This window comes from Microbacterium sp. K36, from assembly GCF_004794355.1.
GTDB classification, from domain to species: domain Bacteria; phylum Actinomycetota; class Actinomycetes; order Actinomycetales; family Microbacteriaceae; genus Microbacterium; species Microbacterium paraoxydans_D.
In genome coordinates this window covers 1-23,765 of sequence record NZ_SSDN01000089.1, presented here as the reverse complement: position 1 = coordinate 23,765, position 23,765 = coordinate 1, and the positions used below count along the sequence as shown (strand labels likewise).

Sequence of the window (23,765 nt, the reverse complement as noted above, 5' to 3'; positions counted from 1 at the left end):
GAAACCGCAACTATCAGCGTATGGTTGATCTCGATCAACTTTCTATGCAGGAGCATTCCCCCGTGACACACACCTCATCCTCTTCCGAGACCGCGCGCTCGGCCCGCGAGGTCTTCACCGCGATCTCCGGCCTCATCGTCGGCATGTTCGTCGCCGTGCTCTCCGGCACGGTCGTATCGACCTCGATGCCCGTCATCATCGCCGACCTCGGCGGCACCCAGTCGCAGTACACCTGGGTCATCACCGCGAGCCTTCTCGCCACCGCCGTCTCGACGCCGATCTGGGGCAAGCTCGCCGACCTCGTCGACCGCAAGGTCCTCATCCAGATCTCGCTCATCCTCTTCACGGTCGGCACCGTCATCGCCGGCTTCTCGACCGACACGAACATGCTCATCGCGGTCCGCGTCGTGCAGGGCATCGGCGTCGGCGGCCTCATGTCGCTCGTCATGATCGCCGTGGCCCTCATCATCTCCCCGCGCGAGCGCGGCAAGTACATGGGTGTCGTCGGCGGCATCATGGCCCTCGGCACGATCGGCGGCCCGCTGCTCGGCGGCGTCATCACCGACGCCTGGGGCTGGCGCGCCAACTTCTTCGTCGGCGTCCCGTTCGCGATCGTCGCCCTGGTGCTGCTGCAGTTCACCCTGCACCTGCCCAAGCCGCAGCGCGGCACCAAGGTGTCCATCGACTACTTCGGCATCGTCCTGCTCGCCGTCGGCGTCTCGACCCTGCTGATCTGGGTCTCCATGGGCGGCAGCCAGTTCGACTGGGACTCCGGGACCAGCATCGCGCTCGCCGTCACCGCGGGCGTCGCCATCGCCGCCTTCGTCGCCGTGGAGTTCTTCGTCAAGGAACCCATCGTCCCGATGTCGCTGTTCCGCAACCGCACGTTCACGCTGTCGGTCGTCGCCTCCATCGCGATCGGCGTCTCGATGTTCGCGACCTCGGTCTTCCTCGCCCAGTACTTCCAGCTGGCCCGTGGCGCCACGCCGACCGAGTCGGGCCTGATGACCATCCCGATGATCATCGGTCAGATGGGTGCGTCGATCATCATCGGCCAGCTCGTCAGCCGGTTCGGCAAGTGGAAGGGCTGGATGGTCACCGGATCGATCCTCTCCACCATCGGTGTGAGCCTGATGGCGACCCTGCGCTACGACACCCCCTTCCCGCTCGTCGCGGTCTACATGTTCGTCCTCGGTGCCGGTCTCGGCATGGTCATGCAGAACCTGACCCTCATCGTGCAGAACGACACCGCTCCGCAGCAGCTCGGCGCGGCGTCGTCGAACGTCAACTTCTTCCGCACGATCGCCGGCACCATCGGCGTGACCGTCATGGGATCGCTGCTGTCGACCAGCGTCGCCGACTTCATGAAGGACGGCCTGAAGGGCTTCGTCCCGACGTCGCCCGACGAGATCAGCGCCCTGGAGCGCCTGGGCTCCGGCGACGTGCCGAAGGTGGGCGAGCTGCCCGACTCGATCCGCACGATCGTCGAGAGCGCCTACGGGCACGGCATCGCGGACGCGTTCATCCTCGCCATCCCGCTGGCCGTGATCGCGATCATCGCGATCGCCTTCATCAAGAACAAGCCGTTGTCCACCAAGAACGCCGCGGAGCAGCTGCGCGAGCAGGCCGAGGAGTCCGTCATCGAGGTCTCCGAGGCCGAGGTCGGCGCCAACCTCTCGACGGGGACGATCCGCACCGGGCAGGCCGGACCGGCGACCACCACGGGGTCGGTGAGCGTGCTCGAGCGCGACGATCGGAAGCAGGAGCGCTGACATGATCGCGTCCGAGGCGGTCGGCACCCCCGACGTCGACACCGCCCTCAGCGACCTCCAGGCGCATCTCAACCTCATCTTCGCGCGGACCCGGTCGCTGTGGAAGGAATCGGCGTCCCGGGTCCACCCGGAGCTGCAGGTGGCGGGGTACAAGCTGCTCACGTTCATCGACCGGGCGGGCTCGGCCAGCGCGCACGAGCTCGCCGAGCGCTTCGAGATGGACAAGTCCGTCGTCAGTCGCCAGGTGCGGATGCTGGAGGACCTCGGGCTGATCGCCTCCGTGCCGGACGAGCGTGACGGCCGGCTCCGGGTGCTCACCGCGACGCCCGCCGCGTGCACCGCTCTCACCGAGGTCCGGCGAGAGTACGGCACCCGGCTCCGCGCCGTGATCGACGAGCTCACGCCCGCCGAGATCGACGCCGCGTCCAAGGTGTTCCGGCTCCTCGCCGAGGTCTGAACCGGGCCCCGCGACCGCCTGCGGTCGCGGGGCTTCGCCGTACACTGGCGATATGCGCGCCTCGTCCGACGATCCCGCCGACGACGCTCCCCTCGACGATCTCGACCAGGCGGTCGCCCGCGTCGAGCACGAGCTCGGCCGTCTGTTCGCCCGCATCCGCGTCGGGTGGCGCGAGGCTGCCGCCACCGTGCATCCGGACCTCCAGCCGCTCGGGTACCAGGTGCTGACCTCGATCCTCGCCGGACGGGCGACCTCGGCGGGGGCTCTCATCGAGCGCCTGCAGACGGACAAATCCGCCGTGAGCCGGCAGGTGCGTCAGCTCGAGCAGCTCGGGCTCGTCGAGAGCATCCCCGATCCCGAGGACCGCCGCGCCCGGGTGCTGGTGGCGACCCCGCTGGCCGAAGAGCGCGTCGCTCTCGCCCGCTCCCGGTATGAGGGGCGCATCGGCGAGCGACTGCGCGGCTGGACGGCCGCCGACCTCGACCACTTCGCGAACCTCGTCGCCGATCTGGGCGGTTGATACACCGGAACACCTGGTCGATTCACGGGAATACAGCGGCCGGCCGTGTCCTTGGTCCCTCTGTGACTCTCTACGACTCCGCCGACTTCGGCTCGCTGCACCTGTCCAACCGCGTCGTCATGGCGCCGCTCACCCGCACGCGTGCGGACGCCGACGGCGTGCCGACCGCGATCATCGAGGAGTACTACCGTCAGCGCGCGGGGCAGGGGCTGATCATCTCCGAGGGCGTCTGGCCCGTCCTCGAGGGCAAGTCGTACCCCGGGCAGCCGGGAATCGTGACCCCCGCCCAGATCGACGGATGGCGACGCGTGGCCGACGCCGTGCACGCCGAGGGCGGCACCATCGTCATGCAGCTCATGCACGGCGGCCGGGTGGGCCACCCGGAGATCTCCGGTGAGCCCCGCGTCGTCGCCCCGAGCGCCCTGGCCGCCCCCGGCCAGACGCGGACGCCCCAGGGCAAGGCCGACCTGCCGGTCGCGCACGCCCTCACCCTCGACGAGATCCCGGTGGTCGTCGAGCAGTTCGTCCAGGCCGCGCGGAACGCGATCGCGGCCGGCTTCGACGGCGTCGAGGTGCACGGCGCCAACGGCTACCTCGTCCACGAGTTCCTGTCTCCCGTGTCCAACGTCCGCGACGACCGGTACGGCGGCTCGCCGGAGAACCGCGCGCGCTTCGCGATCGAGGTGACCACGGCGGTCGCCGCCGCGGTGGGTGCCGACCGGACCGGCATCCGGCTCTCTCCGGCCCACGGCATCCAGGGCGTCATCGAGGACGACGCGGCCGACGTCCTCGCGACCTACACCGCGCTCGCCGAAGGGCTCGCGCCTCTGGGGCTGGCCTTCGTCGATGTGCTGCACGCCGAGCCCGCCGGAGAGCTCGTCCAGGCCATCCGCCGGGCGGCGGGCGCACCGCTGATCGTCAACACCGGCTTCGGCGTCGAGACCACCCGTGCCGCGGCAGAGGAGCTGGTGGCCGAGGACTGGGCGGACGCGGTCGCGGCCGGGCGTCCCGTCATCGCCAACCCCGACCTCGTGGAGCGCTGGCGGACCGGGGCCGAGCTGAACGAACCGCGCCCCGAGCTGTTCTACGGTTCGACCGCCGAGGGGTACATCGACTACCCGTCCCTGGAGGTCGCGCGCGCCGGCGAGTGATACGGAGCGCCCGCTGTCACACGACGATGTCGTCGGCCGTGTGCAGCGGGCGCCATCCGGTCTCGCGGATCCCGCGTCGGGGGAGGACGTCGGCGTCGGGCAGCGGGCCGAGGTCGACTCCGGTGAGGGTGGTGACCTCGGCGACGGGCACCTGGAAGGTGCGGAAGGCTCCGAGCGACGCGACGGCGAGGACACCCTCCCTGGTGTCGACGAGCTCTGTCTGGTCGAGGAGGAACGCGGCGGCGGCGAGTCGGCCCTCGGAGCTCCAGGCCGCGATCTTCCAGAACCGGAGGGGGATGCGGATGCCGCGGTACGGCGGGTCGGTGTCGGCGAGCACCGGGGCGGTGAAGACGGACAGGCGCCGTGCGGTCGTCTCGGCATACGCGAGCACGTGGTCCTCCAGCCCGAGCCAGAGGTCTTTCGACTGGTTGAAGACGGCCGCCTGCGGAGCCGCGTTGGGGTAGGTGAAGGTGGCTTCCATGGCCGCGCGGGCGTCGGAGCGCTCGCCCCAGCCCGGATCGCGGCGGCGCACGAGATGCCCGCGGTCGAGGTCGTTCCCCGCATAGACCGCCGGACCCGCCTGCTCCTCTGCGGGCACTCGCGGGTCAAGACGCCACTCACCCGTCCGGGGGAGATCTCGCAGGCGGGCGCCGTCGATGGTGACGGCCGTCACCGCGGCGAGCCGCCGCTCCGGGTCCAGCAGCACCGTGAACCGGGGAGCGGGGAGGGTGCGCACCGCCATCGGAGGCACGGGCAGCGGAAGCGGGATGCCGAGGAACCCGGGGTCGTAGCCGTCCGTCATGCCTCCATCGTGCCCCGCCCCGCCGACATCGCGGAGTCGTCGCTCAGGCGGGACCGTTGTCCTCCGCGCGCCGTGCGGCGGCCTCGCGCATGCGGCGACGGATGCGCAGGGCGATGAACACCAGGAGCAGCAGGATGAGCAGGCCGACGACCACGTCGGAGATCACGCCGCTCCACTGCTCGAGGATCGGCCGAATGGCGGGGCCGAACGCGAACCCGAGGCCGATCCAGATGCCGTTCCAGACGGCCGACCCGACCAGGGTGTACAGCGTGAACTTCCACAGGGCCATGCGCTCGATCCCTGCGGGGATCGAGATGAAGGAGCGCACGAGGGGCACGCAGCGTCCGAACAGCACGGCACCGCCGCCCCAGCGGGCGAAGAACGCCTCCGCCTTGTCGAAGTCGTCGTGGTCGAGGAGGGGGATGCGTCCGACGATGCGTCGGGTGCGGTCCCGGCCGACCGCCGCGCCGAGTCCGTACCAGATCCACGCGCCGACGAGCCCTCCGAGGGTGGCCGCGGCCCAGGCGCCCCAGGCGTTCATCCGGCCGTCGTAGGCGAGGAAGCCCGCCGCGGGCAGGATCGCCTCGGACGGGATCGGGGGGACGAACGTCTCGATGAGTACCGCGAGGCCGACACCGACCTCGCCGAGGGTCTCGATCAGGCTGAGCACCCAGCCGATGAAGCCGTCGTAGCCGGGGGCGGAAGCGGCGAGGGGCAGGGTGCCGGGGGTCATCGTGTCCTCTGTCGGGGGATCGCGGTGATCGTGCGGAGAGCGGGTCCGTCGGAGCGGACATCGCCTCTGCACGGTATCGCCCTTCCCTGGACTCCGCCTGCGTGCGCAGGGAGCGGGAGGTGCCGGCATTGTCAAGGCGCTCGCTCCGTGGAGGTCGACGACCGTCCCTGACGGTAGGGGAGATTTTGACATAGGTCAAAATCTCCCCTACCGTCGAGTCATGGGCACGGCGGAGAGCAGAGACGGCGAGACCGACGCGATCAGCGGTGTCACCGCCGCGGAGATCTCGGAGAGCGTGCGCGACCTCGTGGAACGGGGGACGCTCGTCGCGGGGGACCGTCTGCCGCCGGTCCGCACTCTGGCCGAGCGGCTGGGCGTGAATCGCAACACCGTGCTCGCCGCCTATCGCGCACTCGTCACCGCCCGCATCGCGACCACCGGCGGGCGCACAGGGACGACCGTGCTCGGCCCCGCAGCCACGCCGGATGAGGGCTTCACTCCCGGAACGGCCCTCCGCGACATCGCCAACGGCAACCCCCAGGCCGCCTTGCTCCCCGACCTCGTCGCCGCTCTCGCGACCGTGCGTCCCCATCCCGTCCTCTACGGCGAATCCGTCATCGATGCCGAGCTCGCCGAGTGGGCGACCCGATGGATCGCAGAGGATCAGCCTCGTCCCTTCCGGCTCTCGGTCACCGCGGGCGCGGTCGACGCGGTGGAGCGCCTGCTGGCACAGACGCTGGTGCACGGCGACCGGGTGGGTCTGGAGGATCCGTGCTTCCTGTCCAGCATCCAGACCGCGCGGTTGGCCGGCTACACCCCGGTCGCGATACCGGTCGACGAGGAGGGGATGACGGTGGAGGGCGTCCGTGAAGCTCTGGAGAGCGGCGTGCGCGCGATCGTCTGCACGCCTCGCGCCCACAACCCCACCGGGGTCAGCATCACGCCCTCCCGCGCCGAGGAGCTCCGCGAGGTGCTCGCTCCTCACCCCCACGTGCTGGTGATCGAGGACGACCACTTCTCGCTGCTCTCCCCGACCCCGTACGCCACCATCATCGGGCCCGCCCAGGAGCGCTGGGCGCTGGTGCGGTCGGTCTCCAAGTTCCTCGGCCCCGACATGCGGGTGGCCCTCACGGCGTCCGATCCGGTCACCGCTGAGCGCCTGGCCCTTCGGCTCAGTCCCGGCACCATGTGGGTGAGCCATGTCATGCAGCAGCTCGCGGCGACGATGCTGCGCGACGACGGAGTGCACCGGCTGGTCGCGGAGGCAGGCGCCCGGTACGCCGCGCGCAACAGGTCCTTCGCCGCACTCGCGTCCGCTCGAGGGCTGGACGTCGCCGCGGAGAGCGGGTTGAACGTGTGGGTCGACGTCCGTGAGGATGCGGGGGTCGTCGCCGCGCGGCTCGCGCACCGCGGGTGGCTCGTGCGACCAGGGTCGGAGTTCGCGCTGGAGGACGAATCCGCCAGCGGACACCACCTGCGGCTGACCGTGCACGACCTCGATGACGCCGACCTGCGACGCCTGGCCGACGACGTGGCCACCGCCTCCGGTCCGGCACCGGCCGAGGGGGACGGATGACGGCCGGTGACGCCGGGACCGCGTTCCGGGTCGGGCGGTCCTCGCGTCTCGACGGCGTGCTCTACGACCTGCGTGGCCCGGTCGCCGCGCGTGCGGCCGAGCTGGAGTCCCGCGGAGAACGGATCCTGCGCTTGAACATCGGCAACCCGGCACCGTTCGGGTTCGAGGCGCCGACGGTGATCGTGGAAGCTCTGCGCGAGGCGCTTCCACATGCCCACGGATACTCGGAATCCCCGGGGCTGCCGGAGACGAGGGAGGCGATCCGCGCCCACTACGCACGGCGGGCAGGGTTCCCGTCCCTCGGGATCGAGGCGGTGACCGTCGGCAACGGCGTGTCCGAGCTGGTGGGCCTCACCCTGCAGGCGCTGCTGGAGCCGGGCGACGAAGTCCTGATCCCGAGTCCCGACTATCCGCTGTGGACCGCTTCGACCGTCCTCGCCGGGGGTGAGCCCGTGCATTACCCCTGTGTGGAGGAGGCCGGGTGGCTTCCGGACCTCGACGCCATGGCGGCCGCGATCGGCCCCCGGACCGTCGCCGTCGTCGTCATCAATCCGAACAACCCGACCGGCGCCGTGTACCCCAGGGAGACGCTGGAGGGCATCGCGGAGCTGGCCCGTCGCCACGGTCTGCTGCTGCTCTCGGACGAGATCTACGACCGGGTCGTGTACCCCGGATTCACGCACGTCTCCACAGCGCAGGTCGCGCCCGACGTGCCGTGTGTCACCTTCGCCGGACTGTCCAAGACCCATCGCGTCGCCGGGTACCGGGCCGCCTGGGCGCTGACGACCGGGTTCGCTGCGGACGATCCGTTCCTCTCCGGCCTCCGGCTGCTCGCGTCGATGCGGATGTGCGCGTCCGTGCCCGCGCAGCATGCGATCACGGCGGCTCTGGAGCACGACACATCGCTCGATGCCCTCGTCTCGGCGGACGGGCGGCTGACGGCGCAACGCGACGCCGCCACAGCGGCGCTCCGTGCGATCCCCGGCGTCGACGTGCACGAGGCGGGCGGTGGCCTCTACCTCTTCCCCCGCCTCGACCCTGAGATGTACGGCATCCGTGACGACGAGCGCCTGGTGCTCGACTTCCTCGACGCGGAACGCGTCCTCCTCGTGCACGGTCGCGCCTTCAACGGTGCCGACACCGACCACGTGCGCATCGCCTTCCTGCCCGAGACGGAGACCCTGGTCGATGCGGTGCAGCGCTTCGGCCGCTTCCTGCAGGGGTACTCGCCGCCGGGCGCGTGAGGACACCTGACCCGGTGGAGTGACCGAGTGGCCAGGTCGCGGTCCGCAAGACCGTGTACGCAGGTTCGATTCCTGCCTCCACCTCCGATCCGGCTCTCGACGAGCCGTTCCCGACGAAGGGCATCTCCATGCAGAAGGACTTCATCCCGGCCGCCGCGCCGCTCATCGGCGACGACGAGGTGGCAGCCGTCGAACGGGTGCTCCGCAGCGGGATGCTCGCGCAGGGCCCCGAGGTGGCGGCGTTCGAGCGCGAGTTCGCGACGCACTTCGTGGAGGGTCGCACCACCGTCGCGGTCAACTCCGGGACGAGCGGGCAGCTCCTGGGGCTGCTCGCCGCCGGTGTGGGGCCGGGCGACGAGGTGATCGTGCCGTCCTTCACCTTCGCGGCGGTCGCGAACTCCGTGGTCCTGGCCGGAGCGACGCCGGTGTTCGTCGACATCGAACCGACGCACTTCACGCTGGATCCGACCCGGGTCCGTGCCGCGGTCACCGCCCGCACGAAGGGCATCATGCCCGTGCATCTGTACGGGCACCCGTTCCTCGTGGACGGTATCGAGGAGGTCGCGCACGACCACGGTCTCGCCATCTACGAAGATGCCGCGCAGGCCCACGGCGCGGCGTGGCGGGGGAGGCCGGCGGGGACCATCGGCACGTTCGGCATGTTCAGCCTCTATCCGACGAAGAACATGACGGCGATCGAGGGCGGCATGGTGTCCTGTGCGGACGAGCAGGTGGCGCGACGCATCCGTCTGCTCCGCAACCAGGGCATGGAGACGCAGTACGCGAACGAGGTCGTCGGCTACAACAACCGGATGAGCGAGGTGCATGCCGCGGTCGGTCGGGTGCAGCTCGGGCGGGTCGCCGCCTGGACGCGGCAGCGACAGGGGAACGCCGCGTTCCTCGACGCCGAGCTCGCCGGCATCGACGGGCTCACGGTGCCTGCGGTCGCGGAGGGCGCCGAGCACGTCTATCACCAGTACACAGTGCGGATCGCCGCGGGGGAGCGCGATCGGGTACGCGACGCTCTCCGCGACGAGCACGGGGTGGGTTCCGGCGTCTACTACCCGATCCCGAACCATCACCTGCCCTCGCTGGCGCGCTTCGCTCCGACCGATGAGCTGCCGGAGACGGAACGCGCGGCGCAGGAGGTGCTCTCCCTCCCCGTGCACCCTTCGCTCACGACCGGCGATCTCGACCGGATCGTGACGGGGGTCGCGGCGGTGATGTCGGCCGGCGGCTGACCTCAGGCGGCGAGGCCGAGCCAGGCGCGGGGGGAGCGGCCGAGACGCTGGGTGAACGCCCGGGAGAAGGCAGAGGCGCTCGCATAGCCGAGGTCGGCGGCGACAGCGCTCACCGACATCCCCGCGCGGAGCTGCTCCTGAGCGATCGTGAGGCGCCACTCGGTGAGGTAGTCCCCTGGGGCGCGGCCCACGACGTCCTTGAAACGCGCCGCGAAGGCACTGCGCGACATCGCTGCGGTCCGCGCGAGGGTGTCGAGCGTCCATGGTTCGCCGGGCGCCTCGTGCATCGCCACGAGGGCCGGAGCGAGGCGCTCGTCGGCCAGGCCGGGCAGCAGCCCCGGCGGCAGGGCCAGATCGCCGGAGTGATCGAGCATCCAGCGCAGGAGCTGGATGAGGACGACCTCGAACATCCGGTCGGCCAGGAGGGGGCGCCCGCAGCGCACGTTGTCGACCTCGGCGAACAGGAGGTCGAGCGCCGGGCCGAGGGTGGACACCTCGTCGAGCGGAAGGACGATCACGGACGGGAGGGTGCGGACGAGGGGATGCGTCGCTCCGCCGTCGAAGTCGATCGTCGCGCAGGCGAAATCGGACTCCTCGGTCGGGGCGTTGAGGAAGGTGTGATCGATGGGGCGGGGGAAGAACAGCAGGCTGGGGCGGGTGATCGTCTCGCGCTCCGTGCGGCCGTCCGGGCGCTGGTGCGTGACCTCCATCTCGCCGCGACGCAGCACGTGGAGGAAGCCGTGTCCCGCGCTCGCCGCGAAGACGGTGGTGCCGCAGAGCGGTCCGGTATGGAACAGGCGACTGCGCACCCGGAAGCGGTCGAGCAACGGAGTGAGGCGGTCAAGCGGTGGCATGCTCCCATTCTTCTGGACGATATGTCATGAAAGCAAGACCAAAAGATGCGTATCGTACTTTCTTTTGCGGAAGGCTGAAGGGGAAGCCGAACCCGGCCCGTCCCGAAACAAAGGAGCATCGCATGCCTAACGTCCCTCTCGTCGACCGTGAGACCGCCACCGGCCCCGTCAAGGACCAGCTCGACCAGATCGGCTCCGCCTTCGGCGCCGTCCCCGCCATGTTCCGCGCGGTCGCGAACTCGCCTGCGGCCCTGACCAGCATGTGGAGCGCGTTCGGCGCCTACGGCGGGGGTACGCTCGGTGCGGCCCTGGGTGAGCAGATCGCCGTCGCCGTCGCGAACCGCAACTCGTGCGGCTACTGCCTGGCCGCGCACACCGCTCTCGGCAAGAAGGCCGGACTCACGACCGAGGTGCTCGCCGCCGCGCAGGACGGCACCTCCGAGGATCCCCGTACGGCGGCGCTGCTGGCCTTCGCGCTCAAGCTCGTCGAGGATCGAGGTCAGGTGACCGCGGCCGATGTCGACGCCCTCCGCGCGCACGGCTGGAACGACGAGCAGATCGTCGAGACCATCGGCCAGGTCGCGCTGAACCTCTTCACGAACTACGTGAACATCGCGCTCGACGTGCCGATCGACTTCCCGACGGTGCCGCTGCGTCGCGCCGCCTGAGGTCGAGGGGAGCAGAGGCCGGATTCGCTGGGGGTCCGGCCTCTTCCGCTGCCCGGGCGGTCTCGCTAGGCCTCGACCGCATCCAGCCAGTCGGTGAGGACGCGGGTGGCGAGCGTCTCGAGTCGGGGGCCGAGCATGCGTGCCTGTTCCCGGATCATCCGCGGATCGACGCCGTGGTGATGCAGCTCGTGGGCGTGGCCGATGAGCCAGCGCTCGATGACGCGGTGGTCGGCTTCCAGGTGGAACTGGAGGCCGAGCGTGCGCCCCACCGCGAAGGCCTGATGGGGGAAGCCGGGGGTGTGCGCCAGGGACTGCGCGCCGGCGGGGATCGCGAACTCGTCCCCATGCCAGTGGAGCACGGGCTCGCCGTCGAGCGGGGCCAGGACGGACTCCCGGCCCTCGGGGGTCAGTGTGAGCGGACCGAAGCCGATCTCGACCGCCCCGGTCGGCCGGACCACTGCGCCCAGGGACTCGGCCAGGAGCTGTGCGCCCAGGCAGACACCGAGCGTGGCGCCGCCGCTGTCCAGTCGCGCCGCGACGGCGGCCTTCGAGGAGCGCAGGAAGGGGTAGCGATCGTCGTCGTACACCCCGATCGGTCCGCCGAGGACGATGAGCAGGTCCGCTCCTGCGACGGTGTCCGCGTCGAGCTCGTCGATGCCGGCATCGAGGAGGGTGGTCTCGTAGCCGCGCTCCGCCAGCAGGGGAGCGAGGATGCCGAGGTCTTCGAAGGGGACGTGGCGGACGGCGACGGCCGTTCGGGGCGTGCGGGACGCAGACATGCACTCTCCTCGGATAGATTTGACCTATGCCAAAAATAGCACACGAGGTCCAGGGTGCCGAGGTGATCGTGCGGGCCGCCGGGGTGCTGTTCGACTGCGACGGCGTGCTGGTGGATTCCGTCCCCTCGGCGGCGATCGCGTGGGGTGCCTGGGCCCGTCGGTATGCCCCGGGATTCGACTTCCTCCGAGACGCCCCGCACGGCATGCGACCGAGTGAGGTGGTCGCGACGCTCGTGGAGCCGGAGCGGGTAGACGAGGCGACGGCTGACCTCCTCACGCGGGAGCTCAGCGTCGCGTCGGCGACGGTGGGGATCCCCGGGGCGGCCGCTCTGCTCGCCGCGCTGCCGCGTGACCTGTGGGCCGTCGCGACGAGCAGCAACAGGGCCGTCGCGACCGCGCGGATGCGCGGAGCGGGCATCCCGGCACCCGCCCTGCTCGTCGCCGCCGAAGACGTGGACCGCGGCAAGCCCGCGCCCGACCCTTATCTCCGCGCCGCGCGTCTGCTCGGGCCGGATCCGGGGGACTGCGTGGTCTTCGAGGACTCGGCTCCGGGGATCCGTGCGGCGCGGGCGGCCGGCGCCGGGTTCGTGGTCGGGGTGGGCGCAGCCTCTGCGTCAGCGCACCCCGACCTGATCGTGCACGACCTCGCGCGCGTGCGCTGGAGCGGCGAGGCGCTGTGCCTGCAAGTGCTCAGCGGAGCGCGCTGAGGGCCTCGTCGATGACGTCCACCGCGACGTCGAGCTGCTCGTCCGTCGTCGTGAGGGTCGGCAGGAAGCGGATCACGTTGCCGTCGCTGCCCGCGGTGAGCAGCAGGATGCCGCGCTGGGCGGCGAACTCCGCGACCATGGAGGCGGCCCCGGCCAGCGGTCGTGTCGTGCCGGGGGTGCTCAGCTCGAAAGCCTGCATGGCACCGACCCCGCGGACGTCGCCGATGACGGCGTGGCGGGCGCGCAGCCCCTCGAGCCGCGCGGACAGGTGGGCGCCGATCCGACGGGCGTCAGCGAAGAAGGTCCCGTGCTCGAGCTCGTCGAACACCGCGAGGGCGGCGGCGATCGAGACCGGGTTGCCACCGAACGTGCCGCCGAGACCGCCAGGGTCGGGCGCGTCCATGATCGCGGCGCGGCCGGTCACTCCCGCCAGGGGCAGCCCACCGGCGATGCCCTTCGCCGTGAGCACGAGGTCCGGCACGAGGTCGAAATGCGTGCTCGCGAACCATGTCCCGGTGCGCCCGAGGCCCGTCTGGATCTCATCGGCGATGAACACCACGCCGTTCCGGGTGCACCACTCCTGCAGGGTGGGCAGGTAGCCCGCGGCAGGGACGACGAAGCCGCCCTCGCCCTGGATGGGCTCGGCGATGACGGCGGCGAGGTCGTGGACGCCGATGCGCTGTTCGAGATGGGCGATCGTGCGCGCCGCGGCCTCGGTACCGTCGAGGCCGTCCCGATAGGGGTAGGAGTTCGGGACGCGATGGATATCGGGGGCGAACGGGCCGAACCCGGTCCCGTACGGCGCCGCCTTGTGGTTCATCGCGAGCGCGAGGTTGGTGCGCCCATGGAAGGCGTGGTCCAGGGCGGCGACGACGCGACGCCCGGTGTGCCGTCGGGCGATCTTCACCGCGTTCTCGACGGCTTCCGCGCCGGAGTTCGCGAAGGCCGTGCGGGTTTCGTGGGTGCCGGGGACCTTCTCCGCGAGCAGCTCGGCGAGGCGCACGTACCCCTCGTAGGGGGTGACGGTGAAGAGCGTGTGCGTGACCCGATCGAGCTGCTCCGCCGCGGCGGTGACGGCGGCGAGGTTGGTGTGGCCGATCGTCGTCACGCCGATGCCGCTGCCGAGGTCGAGGAAGCGGTTGCCGTCGACGTCGGTGACCCAGGGGCCGTCGGCGTGCTCGATGTAGACGGGGAGCACGCTACCGACCCCGCGGGGGACGACGCGTTGCCGGCGCTCGTGCAACGCGCGGCTCCGCGGCCCCGGCACCTCGGTGCGCAGGCGCGGAGTCGACAGCGAAGTGTCGGAGAACAGGCCGGGTGCGGACATGGACGAGCTCCTTCGTGAGGGGGCGTCGGCGGACGCGCGACGTTGTCCCGAAGCTATGTTAGATTTTGACCTATGTCAAAGTTCGAGCCCGTGGAGGATGGCACCGACCGCTACCCGACGGCGTTCACCGCCGCCGACTTCCAGGCCAACGTCGCGGCGGTACGTGCGCGCATCGACGCCGCCGCCGAGCGGGCGGGACGTGATCCGGGTGCGGTGCACCTGCTCCCGGTGAGCAAGACGGTCCCGACCGACCGCGTGCGGGTGGCCATCGACGCCGGCCTGCGCCGGCTCGGGGAGAACAAGGTGCAGGAGGCGGTGCGCAAGAACCGGGAGACGGCCGACCTGGACGTCGATTGGGTCGTGATCGGCCACCTGCAGACCAACAAGGCGCGAGACGTCGCCTCCTTCGCCGCCGAGTTCCAGGCGCTCGACCGGCTCCGGGTCGCGGAGGCCCTCGACCGGCGTCTGCAGGCCGCGGGGCGCAGCCTCGACGTGTACGTGCAGGTGAACACCTCGGCCGAGGACTCGAAGTTCGGGATGCCGCCCGAGGAGCTCCCGGGCTTCCTGAAGGCCCTGCCGACGTACGGCGCCCTCCGCGTCCGCGGTCTGATGACCCTCGCGCTGCTCACGCCCGACGATGCCCGGGTGCGGGAGTGCTTCGCGCTGCTGCGCACCCTCCGCGACAGAGCCCGCGACGAGACTCCCGAACTCATCGGCGACGGCGCGCTGTCGATGGGCATGTCCGGTGACTACGAGATCGCCGTCGAGGAGGGGGCGACGTGCGTGCGGGTCGGGCAGGCGATCTTCGGGGCGCGATCCGTCCCCGACAGCCACTACTGGCCGGAGGGCTGAGCTCGGCTCAGTCCTCGGTGCGGAACCCGGCCGCCTTGTGCGTGCCGTCGCAGAACGGCTTGAGCGCGGAGAGACCGCAGCGGCACAGCGCCACCGTGCGCCGCCGAGGGTCGATGACCGTGCCGTCACTCGCGTGCAGCTCGATCTCGCCCCGCACGAGCAGGGGACCGTCCGGGTACGCGGTGACGGTCACCGGCTCCTCGCGACCGCTCATGCCGTCGTCCTCTCCCGCAGTGCCGAGCGGCCCTCGGTCCAGGCGTCCAGGGTGTGGGCTCCGGCCCAGCCGTCGACCGTGAGGCACGCGGCCGCGCCGAACAGGATGTCCGCCAGCAGTTCCGGACGGTCCTCGGCGAGGCTGCCCGCGAGGTCACGGGCGGCGATCTGCTCGTGCACCGCGTCGGCCTCCACATGCTCCTCGAAGTACGCGGCGACCTCGTCGGCGAACCCCAGCCGGTGCAGGCCGTCGGCGTAGAACCGGCAGGGGATCGACGAGGTCATCTCGTACGCGGCGAGATGGCCGACGATCGCGCCGACGAGCCGGCGGTTGAGTCCGAACAGGCTCATCATGTTGTGCGAGGCCAGCGTGATCGCCGGGGCGTCGTCGACATAGGCGCCGTACGTGTCGTCGAGTCCTGCGGCGCGCAGGGCCCGGGCGTAGAGCTCGGCATGCACCCGCTGGGGGCGGCCGCCGCCGTACTCGTCGGACTGGATCTCGACGAGGGCGGCCTTGGGGCGGCCGGTCAGCCGCGGAATCGCCCAGGAGTGCGGATCGGCCTCCCTCAGCGTGTACACCGATCGCAGGATCAGGGACTCCTCGGCCTGCTCGCGGGTGGCCTTCCTGGCGATGTGCCGCGACAGGCTGGGGCCGGTGTCCGCGGCGGCGAGGGCGAACAGGGCGCGACCCACGGCGTCGACCGTGGGCTCGGGAAGCTCGGGCACCGGCACGGTGTCACGCAGTGCGGCCTCGAAGGCATCCTCGAGGATCCGGCGCGCGGTGACCACACCGGCGTCCCATTCGAGAGCTGCGTCGAGCTGCGGAAGCGAGCCGTAGGAGGACGCGTAGAGGACGAAAAGGGCGAGCTGGATGTCGTCGTCCCTGACCACGTCGTCACTCGCGGCGACGGCTGCGGCGGCGAGGCCGGGGAGGGTGGCGGCGTCGTCATCGCGACCCGTGAGGACGCCGAGGACGGCGCTCGACAGGGGGCCGCGCGGCGAGAAGGCGACGGCGGTGTCGGCGTCGAGGGTGGAAACGGTCATGAGGAGGGGCTCCCATCGGATCGAACACCCGCATCCTGACCCGCGCGAGCGGAGACCACCAGGGACTTGACGCCGAGCCGGTCGGCAGGCAAGCGCGCGCGCCGTCACGGGCACCCGGCGAACACGTACCCTTCATCGTCTGGGGTGACGAGGTCGCGATCGCGGAGCACTGTCGATGCCGGGGTGTCCGGGTCGGCGCACAGCTCCGCGAACGGCCGGGGGAGCTGATCCGTGTACTCGATGTCGATCACGTGCGCCCCGTAGACCGCGGAGTACGCGCCGCACTCCGCGTAGGCGGCGCACTCCTCCGTCACGGCGAAGTCGAAGCCCGCGCGTTCCTTCAGGGCGTCCGCATGCTCGGCCGCGTTCTTCTGCCCGGCGGCGAGGCCGACGTCGTGCGCCACGTCGACGAGAAGCTCCGCGAGCGCGAGGTTGTCTTCCAGGCTCAGGGTGCCGTGTGAGCGCGAGAAGGAATCCAGGTTGTCGAACTCGACCGCCTGGAAGCCCGCATCCGCACAGCCCTCGATCCACGGGACCACGATCTCGGCGATGCGGGACCGCTGCCCCGCGCTGCCGGTGTCCAGGAGGGCCTCGTCGGGCCAATCGGGGTCGAAGACCACCTCGTCGCCGTCGTGCAGGAGAAGGTCGTCAGGCCAGGCGTCGAACTCGCCCGGCTGGGTCTGGAAGCCGTTGACGTAGCAGACGGAGTAGAGGCCGGCAGCCGGCTCCGCGCTGCGGTCGCGACCGACGATGCCCACCCCCTCGGGCGGATCGTAAGCGCCGCCGAGCTGGTAGTCGGGGAGGGCGCCGGCCGGAGGAAGGGTGACATCGGCGGACGACCCCGTTCCCTCCGCGGGGGGAGCGGGCGGCGCGGTGCAGGCGGCGAGAGCGAGGACCCCGACCGCGACCGACGCCGTCACCGCCAGGGAGAGGCGTGTCGTCCTTCGACGGCGCCGCGGACGCGGGACGCTCATCGCGGCTGAGGCGTCGGCTGCGCGGGGGCGCCGACGGGCGGGGCCGCCGCCTCCGAGGGGTTCCGGCGGATGCCGATCCACGACACCACGCCGCCGAGCACGAGGAGCGCCGCCGTGACCCATGCCGCGTTGTGGAACCCGTCGAGGTCGAGCGTGCCCCCGACGATGGTCGACAGCATCGCGACCACGAGCAGACCCGCGACGCGGGAGACGGCGTTGTTCACGGCGGAGGCGATGCCGGAGTGGTTCTCGTCGATGGCCCCGAGGATCGCGGCCGTCAGCGGGGCGACGGTGAGCGACAGGCCCAGTCCCATCACGATCATGGCCGGGAGCACCTGCCCCCAGTAGTCGAAGGCGGCGTTCACGGTCAGCAGCATCAGTGCGCCGACGGCCATGATCAGCGGTCCGATCGTCATGAAGATGCGCGGGCCCCAGCGCCCCGCCCACCCGCCGGCACGGGAGCTCAGCAGGATCATGAGGATCGTCATCGGCAGGCTCGCGAGCCCGGCCGCCGTCGCGCTCAGTCCCGCGCCCTGCTGGAGGTAGACGCCGACGACGAAGCCGTTGAGGGAGAGCGCGGCGTACACGAAGAGCGTGGCGAGGTTGCCCCACCCGAAGTCGCGCACCCGGAACAGCCAGAGCGGCATGAGCGGCGTGGCCGAGCGTCCCTGGCGCCACAGGAAGACGGCGAACAGCGCGGCCCCGACCACGGCGGGGATCCAGATCGCGGGGGAGGCCCACCCGAGGTTCGGCTGCTCGATGAGGGCGAAGACGATGGCGCCCAGCCCCAGCGCACACAGTGCTCCGCTCCACCAGTCCACGCGGACGCCCCGCGGGTGCTCCGGCAGATGCAGGCGGGCGAGCAGCACCAGCGTTACCCCGATGGGGAGGACGTTGATGAGGAAGACGAAGCGCCAGGACAGGAAGTCGACGAAGAGCCCGCCGAGCAGGGGGCCGACCAGCTGGGCGGCCGTGGTGAAGGCCGTCCAGACGCCGATGGCCCTCGCCTGCACGTCGCCCCGCATGGTCGCGGTGATGAGCGCGAGGGAGCTCGGGACGAGTAGGGCCCCGGCCGCCCCCTGCGCCCCGCGCGCCACGATGAGCATCAGTGGATCGATCGCGGCGGCGACGGCGACGGACGCGATGCCGAAGGCGATGAGCCCGATCCGCATCACCAGCACCCGCCCGTAGGCGTCGGACAGGGAGCCGGCGAGCAGGATCAGCGCGCTGAGGGTGATGAGGTAGGCGTCGACGACCCACTGCTGCGTGGTGATCCCGCCGCCGAGCTCCTCGCTGATGGCGGGAAGGGCGACGTTCACCACTGTCCCGTCGAGGAACGTGACGAACGAGGCCAGCACGGCGATCGCGATGACGAGCCGCTGGAGCGGGGCGAAGGATGACACAGGCCGACCCTACTCCGGGCGACGGACGCGAGGGCCGGTCAGTCCGCCGGTGTTCCGGTACCTTCCTGCAGTAGCCGTCGGAGCCCGGGGAGCCCGTCCCGTGCGTGCGCCGCGCGCTGTCGGGCCGCACCGGTCCCGTCGGCCCGCATCCGGTCGAGGCCTTCCCGCACGGCGGCCGCATCGTCGAGGTCGTCCAGCACCGGCCCGATGTCGTCGACAAGGTGCTCCGCCACGGACCAGGCCGGGCAGACCTCTCCGGTGAGCGGATCCACGATGCGGGCCGTCATCCCGGCTCTCGACGCCATCCAGATCGACGCGTCGATCGTCTCCGTCTCGTCGGCGACGATCCGCTGCCCGGACGAGAGGGCGATCCCGCGGGTCAGCAGCGCGCAGAGCACGGCGTCCTCCGCGGTGAGCTGCGTGTCCGCGACGCGCGCCTCGACCGTCGGGTAGCGCTCGGAGAGACGCACCGCCCACGAGAGGGAGGTCGCCTCGCCGATGGTCCCGAGGGCGAGGAGCTGGTCCACGCGCGCCCGGTAGTCGTGGACGTCGGCGAACCGGGGCGGACACCACGACGAGGGGAGCCGGCGGATGAGCATGCTCCGCCAGCTCGCGAAGCCCGTGTCGAGGCCGTTGCCGAACGGGCTGTTCGTGCTGAGGGCGAGCAGCAGCGGCAGCCAGGCGCGGAGACGGTTCAGGGCGCGGATCCGCTCCTCCTCGTCCGGCACCTCGATGTGCACGTGCAGACCGTTCACCTCGTGCTCGCGGGTGAGGTGCGCCAGCCGCCGCGCGACGTCGTCGTAGTGCGCCGACGGCGAGAGACGCGGCGAGCGGAGAGTGGTGAACGGCGAGCCGGTCGGTGCCGCGATCGCGCGCCGGGCGCGTGCCTGGGTGCCGATGGCCGTGCGCAACGCCGACAGCTGCTGGACGGCCTCGGCGCCGGTCCGCACCGGATCGGTGAGGGCCTCGACCTGCGAGGCCAGGTACTCGGTGGTGACGCGTCCGGCGGTGACGTCATCGCCGATGCGCTCCAGGATGTCACCGCTGAGGGCGACGGGGACGAGCGAATCCTCATCGAGCAGGAGGAACTCCTCCTCGATCCCGAAGCGCGTCATCCGGGTCAGTGGTTTCGCAGTTCGGAGATGAGCTCGGCCTTGCGCTTGCCGCTGTAGCCGGTGAGACCCAACTCCTTCGCGCGCTTCCGCAGCTCGGGAACGGTCCAGTCCTCGTAGTCCCCGTGCTTCCCGCCGCGGCGACCGACCGAGCTGCGGCCGTCTCGTGCAGCGGCGTTCGAGATGCGGGCGGCCTTCTCCTTCGAAGCCCCGTCGTCGCGGAGCTCTTCGTAGAGCTCCGGATCCTTCAGGGAGTTGTTGCGTCGTCCTGGCATTGCTCTGCTCCTTCGCGCATCGGGAGGGCCGAAGTCAACCCCCTCCAGAGTGGGTGTGGTTCGGGTCTAGCGTGGTCTCACCGCAGTCGGGCGCCCGCGCCCCCAGAGAAGGGAAAGACCGATGAACATCCTCCTGATCATCGTCATCGTCATCGCCGTGATCCTCGCGATCACCGGAGGACTGGTGCAGTCGCTCCAGTTCCTGCTGTGGGTCGGTCTGGTGCTCCTGGCCATCGCCGTGATCGCCTGGCTGATCCGAGCGATCACCGGCAGCCGCAAGGTCTGACCCGAGTGCGGAGGGGGAGGCTCGCCATCGGCGAGCCTCCCCCTCTTCATGGGTTCAGCGGGTGGGGGATCAGCGGTTGAACGCGTCCTTGACGCTGTCGCCGGCCTTGCCCGCGGCGTCCTTCACGTTCTCGCCGGCCTGCTTCGCGTCGGCCTTCACCTGATCCGCCTGGCCTTCGGCCTCGAGCTTCTCGTTGTCGGTGAGCTTGCCGAAGCCTTCCTTGACCTTGCCACCCAGCTTCTCAGCGGAATTCTTCATGTCATCTGCGCCACTCATAAGAGGCTCCTCTCCTGGACGGATCGATTGCTCTTCGAGCGTCGCACCGGCGTCGCGGTCCGTCCACGGGATTGACATTCACCGACGGGCGTGTCAGCGTTCCGCCCCATCGACTCCCGTCCGCACAGGGGTTAGCCTGGCGCCAGGCGGGTGTCCTGCCCGTCGTCCTCGACGAAGGGAGCGGTGTGCGATGGACGCGATGATGATGGGGGCCATGTCCAAGAACATGGAGTCGATGCCGGACATGGCGATGATGGACATGTCGGTGCTGCAGGCCTGTATGGACGCGTGTGCCGCGTGCGAGCAGGCCTGCACCGTGTGCGCGACCCAGGAGATGGACTGCGCCCCCGCGTGCATGAACTGCGCGGACATGTGCCACACGATGATGCGATCGATGCTCCGCATGCAGGGGATGACCCCGGCCACGATGATGGCGATGCTGGACGCGTGCATCGCGATGTGCCAGATGTGCATGGACGAGTGCATGCAGCACGCCGATCACAGCGACGTCTGCCGCCTCTGCGCACAGGCGTGCCAGGCCTGCATGAACGCCTGCATGGCGGTCCGCGACATGATGATGGCGAGCGCCTGACCCGAGGGGGTCAGGGCGTCGTCACACGACGGCGACGTTGAACCGGGTGCGTCCCACGGCGAGCACGGCGTAGTCGAGGTGGAGGGCGACCGGGCTGCCGATGGCGGCCTCCAGCGCGGCGCCGGAGCCGTTCCACAGCGTGTGCGTGGTGCCGTCGAGCGTGCGGACGACGAGGTCTCCGGCGACCGGATCCGCCGCGATCACGAACGCATCCGCCCATCGCGCCGGGGTCGCCGCCGCGAGGCGCTCCTGGATCAGGTGCAGGGCGTGGCCGGGGGCCGACGAGGAGCAGCGGCCGCCGTTCCTGCACATGCACGTCGCACGCTCACGCACCTCGAGGGGCGGACGGCGGTGCAGCGGCGTGGACACGGGGACTCCTTCGGATCGGCGTCCGGCCAGAGTACGTCGACGAGGTCGGGATCCCGCAGCGCTCCCGACACGCGACGAAACAAACGGGTGTAGGCTCGCCGGGTGCTGTCGTCGATGAGCGCCCTCGGGGCGCGGAGCGGAGCTGCAGGCGCGTTCAGCGCCGCAGGCAGAGGCTGAGGACCGGCCGGAGGCGGAACCCCGTCCCCGGTGCTGCGTCGTACCCCGGCATCGTCCGGGTGATCCTCCCATCCGTCTCGCCGTTCCGGCGATCACACCGAAAGCTCTTCCCTCATGCGTCCCATCGACGAGCGCGCCCTGCGCGCCTCCTTCTGCAACGCCTCCCGCAAGGAGGTCTCCGACATCACTCTGCCGCCCGGCTTCGCCGAGACCGATTTCGACCGGCTCGACTACCTCGGCTGGATCGACCCGAAGCTGCCCCGGCGCGCCTATGTCGTCGTGTGGATCGACGACGAGCCTGTGGGCGTCGTGCTGCAGCGCGCAGAGCAGCGCGTGCTCGCCCGCGCCCAGTGCTCGTGGTGCGAGGACGTGACGCTCCGCAACGACGTGCAGCTCTACGTGGCCCGACGCGCCGGCGCCGCCGGTCGCAAGGGCGACACCGTCGGCGTGCTCGCGTGCGCGGAGTTCGGCTGCAACGCGGCGGTGCGCAAGCTCCCGCCGCTGGCCTATCCGGGGTACGACCGCGAGCTCGCGCGCGAGATGCGCATCCTGCGGCTGCAGGAGCACGTGACCGGATTCGTGCGCGAGGTCGCCCGGACCGACTAGGCCGTCACGGCGCGCACGTGGGCGAGGGCGGGTGCCTCCCACGCCGCCGACAGCCGGGCGAACGCCTCGAAGCTGCGTCCGCCCGGCCAGTCGGCCGGCAGCATCGCCGGGGGCAGTCCCGGATCGGTGTAGGGCAGCACCCGCCACCGGTCGATGAGGTGCACGTAAGCCGGGAAGGGCTCCGCGGGCATCGCCGTGAGAGATGCCTGGAAGGCCTCGTGCTCGGCGCGCAGCCCGTCCAAGTCCCACCACGTGGTGGCGGCCTCGGCCAGGGTACCGGCCGGGGCCGGGGCCGAGGCATCGAACAGGGTCGCCCAGCGGCGGGCATCCAGCTCGTCGAGGATCTGCTCCGCCTCCTCCCTGAGGTGCCCGGGACAGATCCACAGGGCGGGGGAGACGACGCCGGCGCCGATCCAGTGCAGTCGACGCCGCAGTTGATGGCGAACGCTGCGCGCGCTCTCCGGGATCGAGAACGACACGAGGCACCACGGATCGTCGTCGGTCATCTCCTGCATCCGGAAGATCCGGCGGTCGCCGCGCTCCAGCATCGGCATCGCCGCCGGGCTCAGGCGGTAGCCGATCGCGTCGCGGCGCTCCGGCAGGAGCAGGCCCTTCTGCTTGAGACGGGCGATGCCCGTCCGGGCGGGAGCGGCGGGGATGCCGAGGTCGGCGGCCAGCGCCACGAGGTCGGCGGCGGAGATCCAGCCTCCGAGCGGGCGCAGATACAGGCCGATCAGAGTGCGCAGGAGCGAGGCGGTGCTGCCGGGGCGGGCGTCGATGTCATCGAGCACGACCGGCGCCGCGGGGTCAGGAGACACCGGACTCCAGCGCATCCCTGACCGCGAGCACCCCGGCGACGGTCTCAGCGTGCGAGGTGCTCAGCGGCGACAGGCCGAGCCGGATCCCGTCCGGGAAGCGGAAGTCGGGGATGACGCCGTCGGCCCAGAGTCGTCGGGTGACCTCCCGGAAGTCGGGGTGGCCGATCGTGATGTGTCCGCCGCGTCGCGCCGGGTCTCGGGGGCTGAGCAGGCGGACGTCCAGCGGCGCGAGCAGCTCGTCGTACGCCCGCACAGCGAGTGCGGTGAGCGACTCCGACTTCGCGCGCACGCCGTCGATCCCCGACTGCTCGATGAGGTCGATCATCCCCTGCATCGCGAGCATCGAGGTCACCGGCGGCGTGCCGCTGAGGAGCTGACGGATGCCGTCGGCGGGGACGTACTCCGGGCCCATGGCGAAGATGTCGGCCGCGCTCCACCAGCCCTGGATCGGCTGCCGCAGCAGGCCCTGCAGGTCGTGGCGAAGGTAGGCGAACGCGGGCGATCCCGGGCCGCCGTTGAGGTACTTGTAGGTGCAGCCGACGGCCATGTCGACGCCCCAGTCGTCGAGCTTCATCGGCACGACGCCCGCCGAGTGGCAGAGGTCCCACATCATCAGCGCCCCGGCCTCGTGGACGACGGCCGTGATGCCGGGCATGTCGGCGAGGGCGCCGGAGCGGTAGTCGACGTGGCTGAGCGAGACGAGCGCCGTCCGCTCGGAGACCACGGCCGCGACGTCGTCGATCGTGACGCCGTGCACCGGATCGGGAGTGATCCAGCGCAGCGTGGCTCCCATCTCCGCCGCCACGCCCTCGGCGAGGAACCGGTCGGTGGGGAAGTTCCCCTCCTCGATCACGAGCTCCGTCCGCCCCGTGGGTCCCTGAGTCTCGCCCCTGGGTCCCTGAGCCGCGCCGCTGGGTCCCTGAGCCTGTCGAAGGGC

At 71.0% G+C, this 23,765-nt stretch carries 28 protein-coding genes and 1 tRNA gene; 14 read left to right on the top strand and 15 right to left on the bottom strand.

The window, feature by feature from the left end:
* Positions 1-44: 44 nt before the first annotated feature.
* The 4 genes from DW296_RS12090 (at position 45) to DW296_RS12075 (ending at position 3,900) form a co-directional block, all read left to right on the top strand.
* A complete protein-coding gene (locus DW296_RS12090) occupies positions 45-1,772 on the top strand; it encodes an MDR family MFS transporter (protein ID WP_136052434.1) in 1,728 nt (575 codons plus the stop codon).
* A gap of 1 nt (position 1,773) precedes the next feature.
* The gene (locus DW296_RS12085) at positions 1,774-2,229 is read left to right on the top strand and encodes a MarR family winged helix-turn-helix transcriptional regulator (protein WP_025102534.1); all 456 of its coding nucleotides are present in this window, start codon (positions 1,774-1,776) and stop codon (positions 2,227-2,229) included.
* A gap of 52 nt (positions 2,230-2,281) precedes the next feature.
* Positions 2,282-2,749 (top strand): MarR family winged helix-turn-helix transcriptional regulator, encoded by a 468-nt coding sequence (locus DW296_RS12080; RefSeq protein WP_025102533.1) that lies wholly within the window; start codon positions 2,282-2,284, stop codon positions 2,747-2,749.
* A 62-nt stretch (positions 2,750-2,811) separates the two neighbouring features.
* Positions 2,812-3,900 (top strand): alkene reductase, encoded by a 1,089-nt coding sequence (locus tag DW296_RS12075; protein ID WP_136052433.1) that lies wholly within the window; start codon positions 2,812-2,814, stop codon positions 3,898-3,900.
* Positions 3,901-3,916: 16 nt separating this feature from the next.
* Here the strand turns inward: DW296_RS12075 and DW296_RS12070 are convergent, their stop codons facing one another.
* Together DW296_RS12070 and DW296_RS12065 are read right to left on the bottom strand one after the other, a co-directional pair.
* A complete protein-coding gene (locus tag DW296_RS12070) occupies positions 3,917-4,702 on the bottom strand; it encodes a DNA/RNA non-specific endonuclease (protein WP_136052432.1) in 786 nt (261 codons plus the stop codon).
* Between the two features lie 43 nt (positions 4,703-4,745).
* The gene (locus tag DW296_RS12065; RefSeq protein WP_136052431.1) at positions 4,746-5,435 is read right to left on the bottom strand and encodes a DedA family protein; all 690 of its coding nucleotides are present in this window, start codon (positions 5,433-5,435) and stop codon (positions 4,746-4,748) included.
* A gap of 220 nt (positions 5,436-5,655) precedes the next feature.
* On the opposite strand from DW296_RS12065, the gene DW296_RS12060 reads away from it, so the two are divergent.
* The 4 genes from DW296_RS12060 (at position 5,656) to DW296_RS12045 (ending at position 9,496) form a co-directional block, all read left to right on the top strand.
* Positions 5,656-7,011, top strand: coding sequence for an aminotransferase class I/II-fold pyridoxal phosphate-dependent enzyme (locus tag DW296_RS12060; RefSeq protein WP_136052430.1), 1,356 nt, complete (start codon positions 5,656-5,658; stop codon positions 7,009-7,011).
* The gene (locus DW296_RS12055) at positions 7,008-8,255 is read left to right on the top strand and encodes an aminotransferase class I/II-fold pyridoxal phosphate-dependent enzyme (protein WP_136052429.1); all 1,248 of its coding nucleotides are present in this window, start codon (positions 7,008-7,010) and stop codon (positions 8,253-8,255) included. The genes DW296_RS12060 and DW296_RS12055 overlap by 4 nt, the downstream gene beginning before the upstream one ends.
* A gap of 13 nt (positions 8,256-8,268) precedes the next feature.
* Positions 8,269-8,339: transfer RNA gene (locus DW296_RS12050), tRNA-Cys, on the top strand.
* 44 nt (positions 8,340-8,383) lie between these two features.
* The gene (locus DW296_RS12045) at positions 8,384-9,496 is read left to right on the top strand and encodes a DegT/DnrJ/EryC1/StrS family aminotransferase (RefSeq protein WP_136052428.1); all 1,113 of its coding nucleotides are present in this window, start codon (positions 8,384-8,386) and stop codon (positions 9,494-9,496) included.
* 2 nt (positions 9,497-9,498) lie between these two features.
* Here DW296_RS12045 and DW296_RS12040 read toward each other — a convergent pair whose 3' ends face one another.
* Positions 9,499-10,350 (bottom strand): AraC family transcriptional regulator, encoded by an 852-nt coding sequence (locus DW296_RS12040; protein ID WP_136052427.1) that lies wholly within the window; start codon positions 10,348-10,350, stop codon positions 9,499-9,501.
* Between the two features lie 122 nt (positions 10,351-10,472).
* On the opposite strand from DW296_RS12040, the gene DW296_RS12035 reads away from it, so the two are divergent.
* Positions 10,473-11,018, top strand: a complete 546-nt coding sequence (locus DW296_RS12035; RefSeq protein ID WP_136052426.1) for a carboxymuconolactone decarboxylase family protein — start codon at positions 10,473-10,475, stop codon at positions 11,016-11,018.
* Between the two features lie 65 nt (positions 11,019-11,083).
* Here the strand turns inward: DW296_RS12035 and DW296_RS12030 are convergent, their stop codons facing one another.
* Complete coding sequence (locus DW296_RS12030) at positions 11,084-11,797, bottom strand: glutamine amidotransferase (RefSeq protein ID WP_136052425.1); 714 nt, start codon at positions 11,795-11,797, stop codon at positions 11,084-11,086.
* A gap of 26 nt (positions 11,798-11,823) precedes the next feature.
* Here DW296_RS12030 and DW296_RS12025 point away from each other — a divergent pair, with 26 nt between their 5' ends.
* Positions 11,824-12,504, top strand: coding sequence for an HAD-IA family hydrolase (locus tag DW296_RS12025; RefSeq protein WP_136052424.1), 681 nt, complete (start codon positions 11,824-11,826; stop codon positions 12,502-12,504).
* Here the strand turns inward: DW296_RS12025 and gabT are convergent.
* Positions 12,488-13,831, bottom strand: a complete 1,344-nt coding sequence (gene gabT, locus DW296_RS12020) for a 4-aminobutyrate--2-oxoglutarate transaminase (protein ID WP_136052423.1) — start codon at positions 13,829-13,831, stop codon at positions 12,488-12,490. The genes DW296_RS12025 and gabT overlap by 17 nt on opposite strands.
* Positions 13,832-13,903: 72 nt before the next feature.
* On the opposite strand from gabT, the gene DW296_RS12015 reads away from it, so the two are divergent.
* Positions 13,904-14,683, top strand: a complete 780-nt coding sequence (locus DW296_RS12015) for a YggS family pyridoxal phosphate-dependent enzyme (protein WP_136052422.1) — start codon at positions 13,904-13,906, stop codon at positions 14,681-14,683.
* Between the two features lie 7 nt (positions 14,684-14,690).
* Here the strand turns inward: DW296_RS12015 and DW296_RS12010 are convergent, their stop codons facing one another.
* The 6 genes from DW296_RS12010 to DW296_RS11985 form a co-directional block, all read right to left on the bottom strand.
* Positions 14,691-14,897, bottom strand: coding sequence for a CDGSH iron-sulfur domain-containing protein (locus tag DW296_RS12010; RefSeq protein WP_060922967.1), 207 nt, complete (start codon positions 14,895-14,897; stop codon positions 14,691-14,693).
* On the bottom strand, positions 14,894-15,940 hold the full coding sequence (locus DW296_RS12005) for an iron-containing redox enzyme family protein (protein ID WP_136052421.1): 1,047 nt from the start codon (positions 15,938-15,940) through the stop codon (positions 14,894-14,896). Before DW296_RS12005 ends, DW296_RS12010 begins: the two co-directional genes overlap by 4 nt.
* Before the next feature lie 104 nt (positions 15,941-16,044).
* A complete protein-coding gene (locus tag DW296_RS12000; protein WP_240743079.1) occupies positions 16,045-16,860 on the bottom strand; it encodes an endo alpha-1,4 polygalactosaminidase in 816 nt (271 codons plus the stop codon).
* 50 nt (positions 16,861-16,910) lie between these two features.
* Positions 16,911-18,317 (bottom strand): MFS transporter, encoded by a 1,407-nt coding sequence (locus DW296_RS11995; RefSeq protein WP_136052419.1) that lies wholly within the window; start codon positions 18,315-18,317, stop codon positions 16,911-16,913.
* 38 nt (positions 18,318-18,355) lie between these two features.
* On the bottom strand, positions 18,356-19,432 hold the full coding sequence (locus tag DW296_RS11990; protein ID WP_136052418.1) for a carboxylate-amine ligase: 1,077 nt from the start codon (positions 19,430-19,432) through the stop codon (positions 18,356-18,358).
* Positions 19,433-19,437: 5 nt separating this feature from the next.
* Positions 19,438-19,704, bottom strand: coding sequence for a DUF7218 family protein (locus DW296_RS11985; RefSeq protein WP_025102516.1), 267 nt, complete (start codon positions 19,702-19,704; stop codon positions 19,438-19,440).
* Between the two features lie 121 nt (positions 19,705-19,825).
* On the opposite strand from DW296_RS11985, the gene DW296_RS16500 reads away from it, so the two are divergent.
* The gene (locus DW296_RS16500) at positions 19,826-19,990 is read left to right on the top strand and encodes a hypothetical protein (RefSeq protein ID WP_164498167.1); all 165 of its coding nucleotides are present in this window, start codon (positions 19,826-19,828) and stop codon (positions 19,988-19,990) included.
* Between the two features lie 69 nt (positions 19,991-20,059).
* Here the strand turns inward: DW296_RS16500 and DW296_RS11980 are convergent, their stop codons facing one another.
* Positions 20,060-20,248 (bottom strand): CsbD family protein, encoded by a 189-nt coding sequence (locus DW296_RS11980; RefSeq protein ID WP_370670658.1) that lies wholly within the window; start codon positions 20,246-20,248, stop codon positions 20,060-20,062.
* Between the two features lie 208 nt (positions 20,249-20,456).
* Between DW296_RS11980 and DW296_RS11975 the strand changes: the two genes are divergently transcribed.
* On the top strand, positions 20,457-20,858 hold the full coding sequence (locus DW296_RS11975; protein ID WP_025102514.1) for a hypothetical protein: 402 nt from the start codon (positions 20,457-20,459) through the stop codon (positions 20,856-20,858).
* A gap of 21 nt (positions 20,859-20,879) precedes the next feature.
* Here DW296_RS11975 and DW296_RS11970 read toward each other — a convergent pair whose 3' ends face one another.
* Positions 20,880-21,227 (bottom strand): hypothetical protein, encoded by a 348-nt coding sequence (locus DW296_RS11970; protein WP_062636841.1) that lies wholly within the window; start codon positions 21,225-21,227, stop codon positions 20,880-20,882.
* A gap of 291 nt (positions 21,228-21,518) precedes the next feature.
* Here DW296_RS11970 and DW296_RS11965 point away from each other — a divergent pair, with 291 nt between their 5' ends.
* On the top strand, positions 21,519-22,010 hold the full coding sequence (locus DW296_RS11965) for an FBP domain-containing protein (RefSeq protein ID WP_025102512.1): 492 nt from the start codon (positions 21,519-21,521) through the stop codon (positions 22,008-22,010).
* Here the strand turns inward: DW296_RS11965 and DW296_RS11960 are convergent.
* Together DW296_RS11960 and DW296_RS11955 are read right to left on the bottom strand one after the other, a co-directional pair.
* Positions 22,007-22,828, bottom strand: a complete 822-nt coding sequence (locus tag DW296_RS11960; protein ID WP_136052417.1) for a PaaX family transcriptional regulator — start codon at positions 22,826-22,828, stop codon at positions 22,007-22,009. The genes DW296_RS11965 and DW296_RS11960 overlap by 4 nt on opposite strands.
* Positions 22,818-23,765: aminotransferase class V-fold PLP-dependent enzyme (locus DW296_RS11955; RefSeq protein ID WP_136052416.1), on the bottom strand; the 948-nt coding region annotated here is incomplete at its 5' end. The genes DW296_RS11955 and DW296_RS11960, both read right to left, overlap by 11 nt.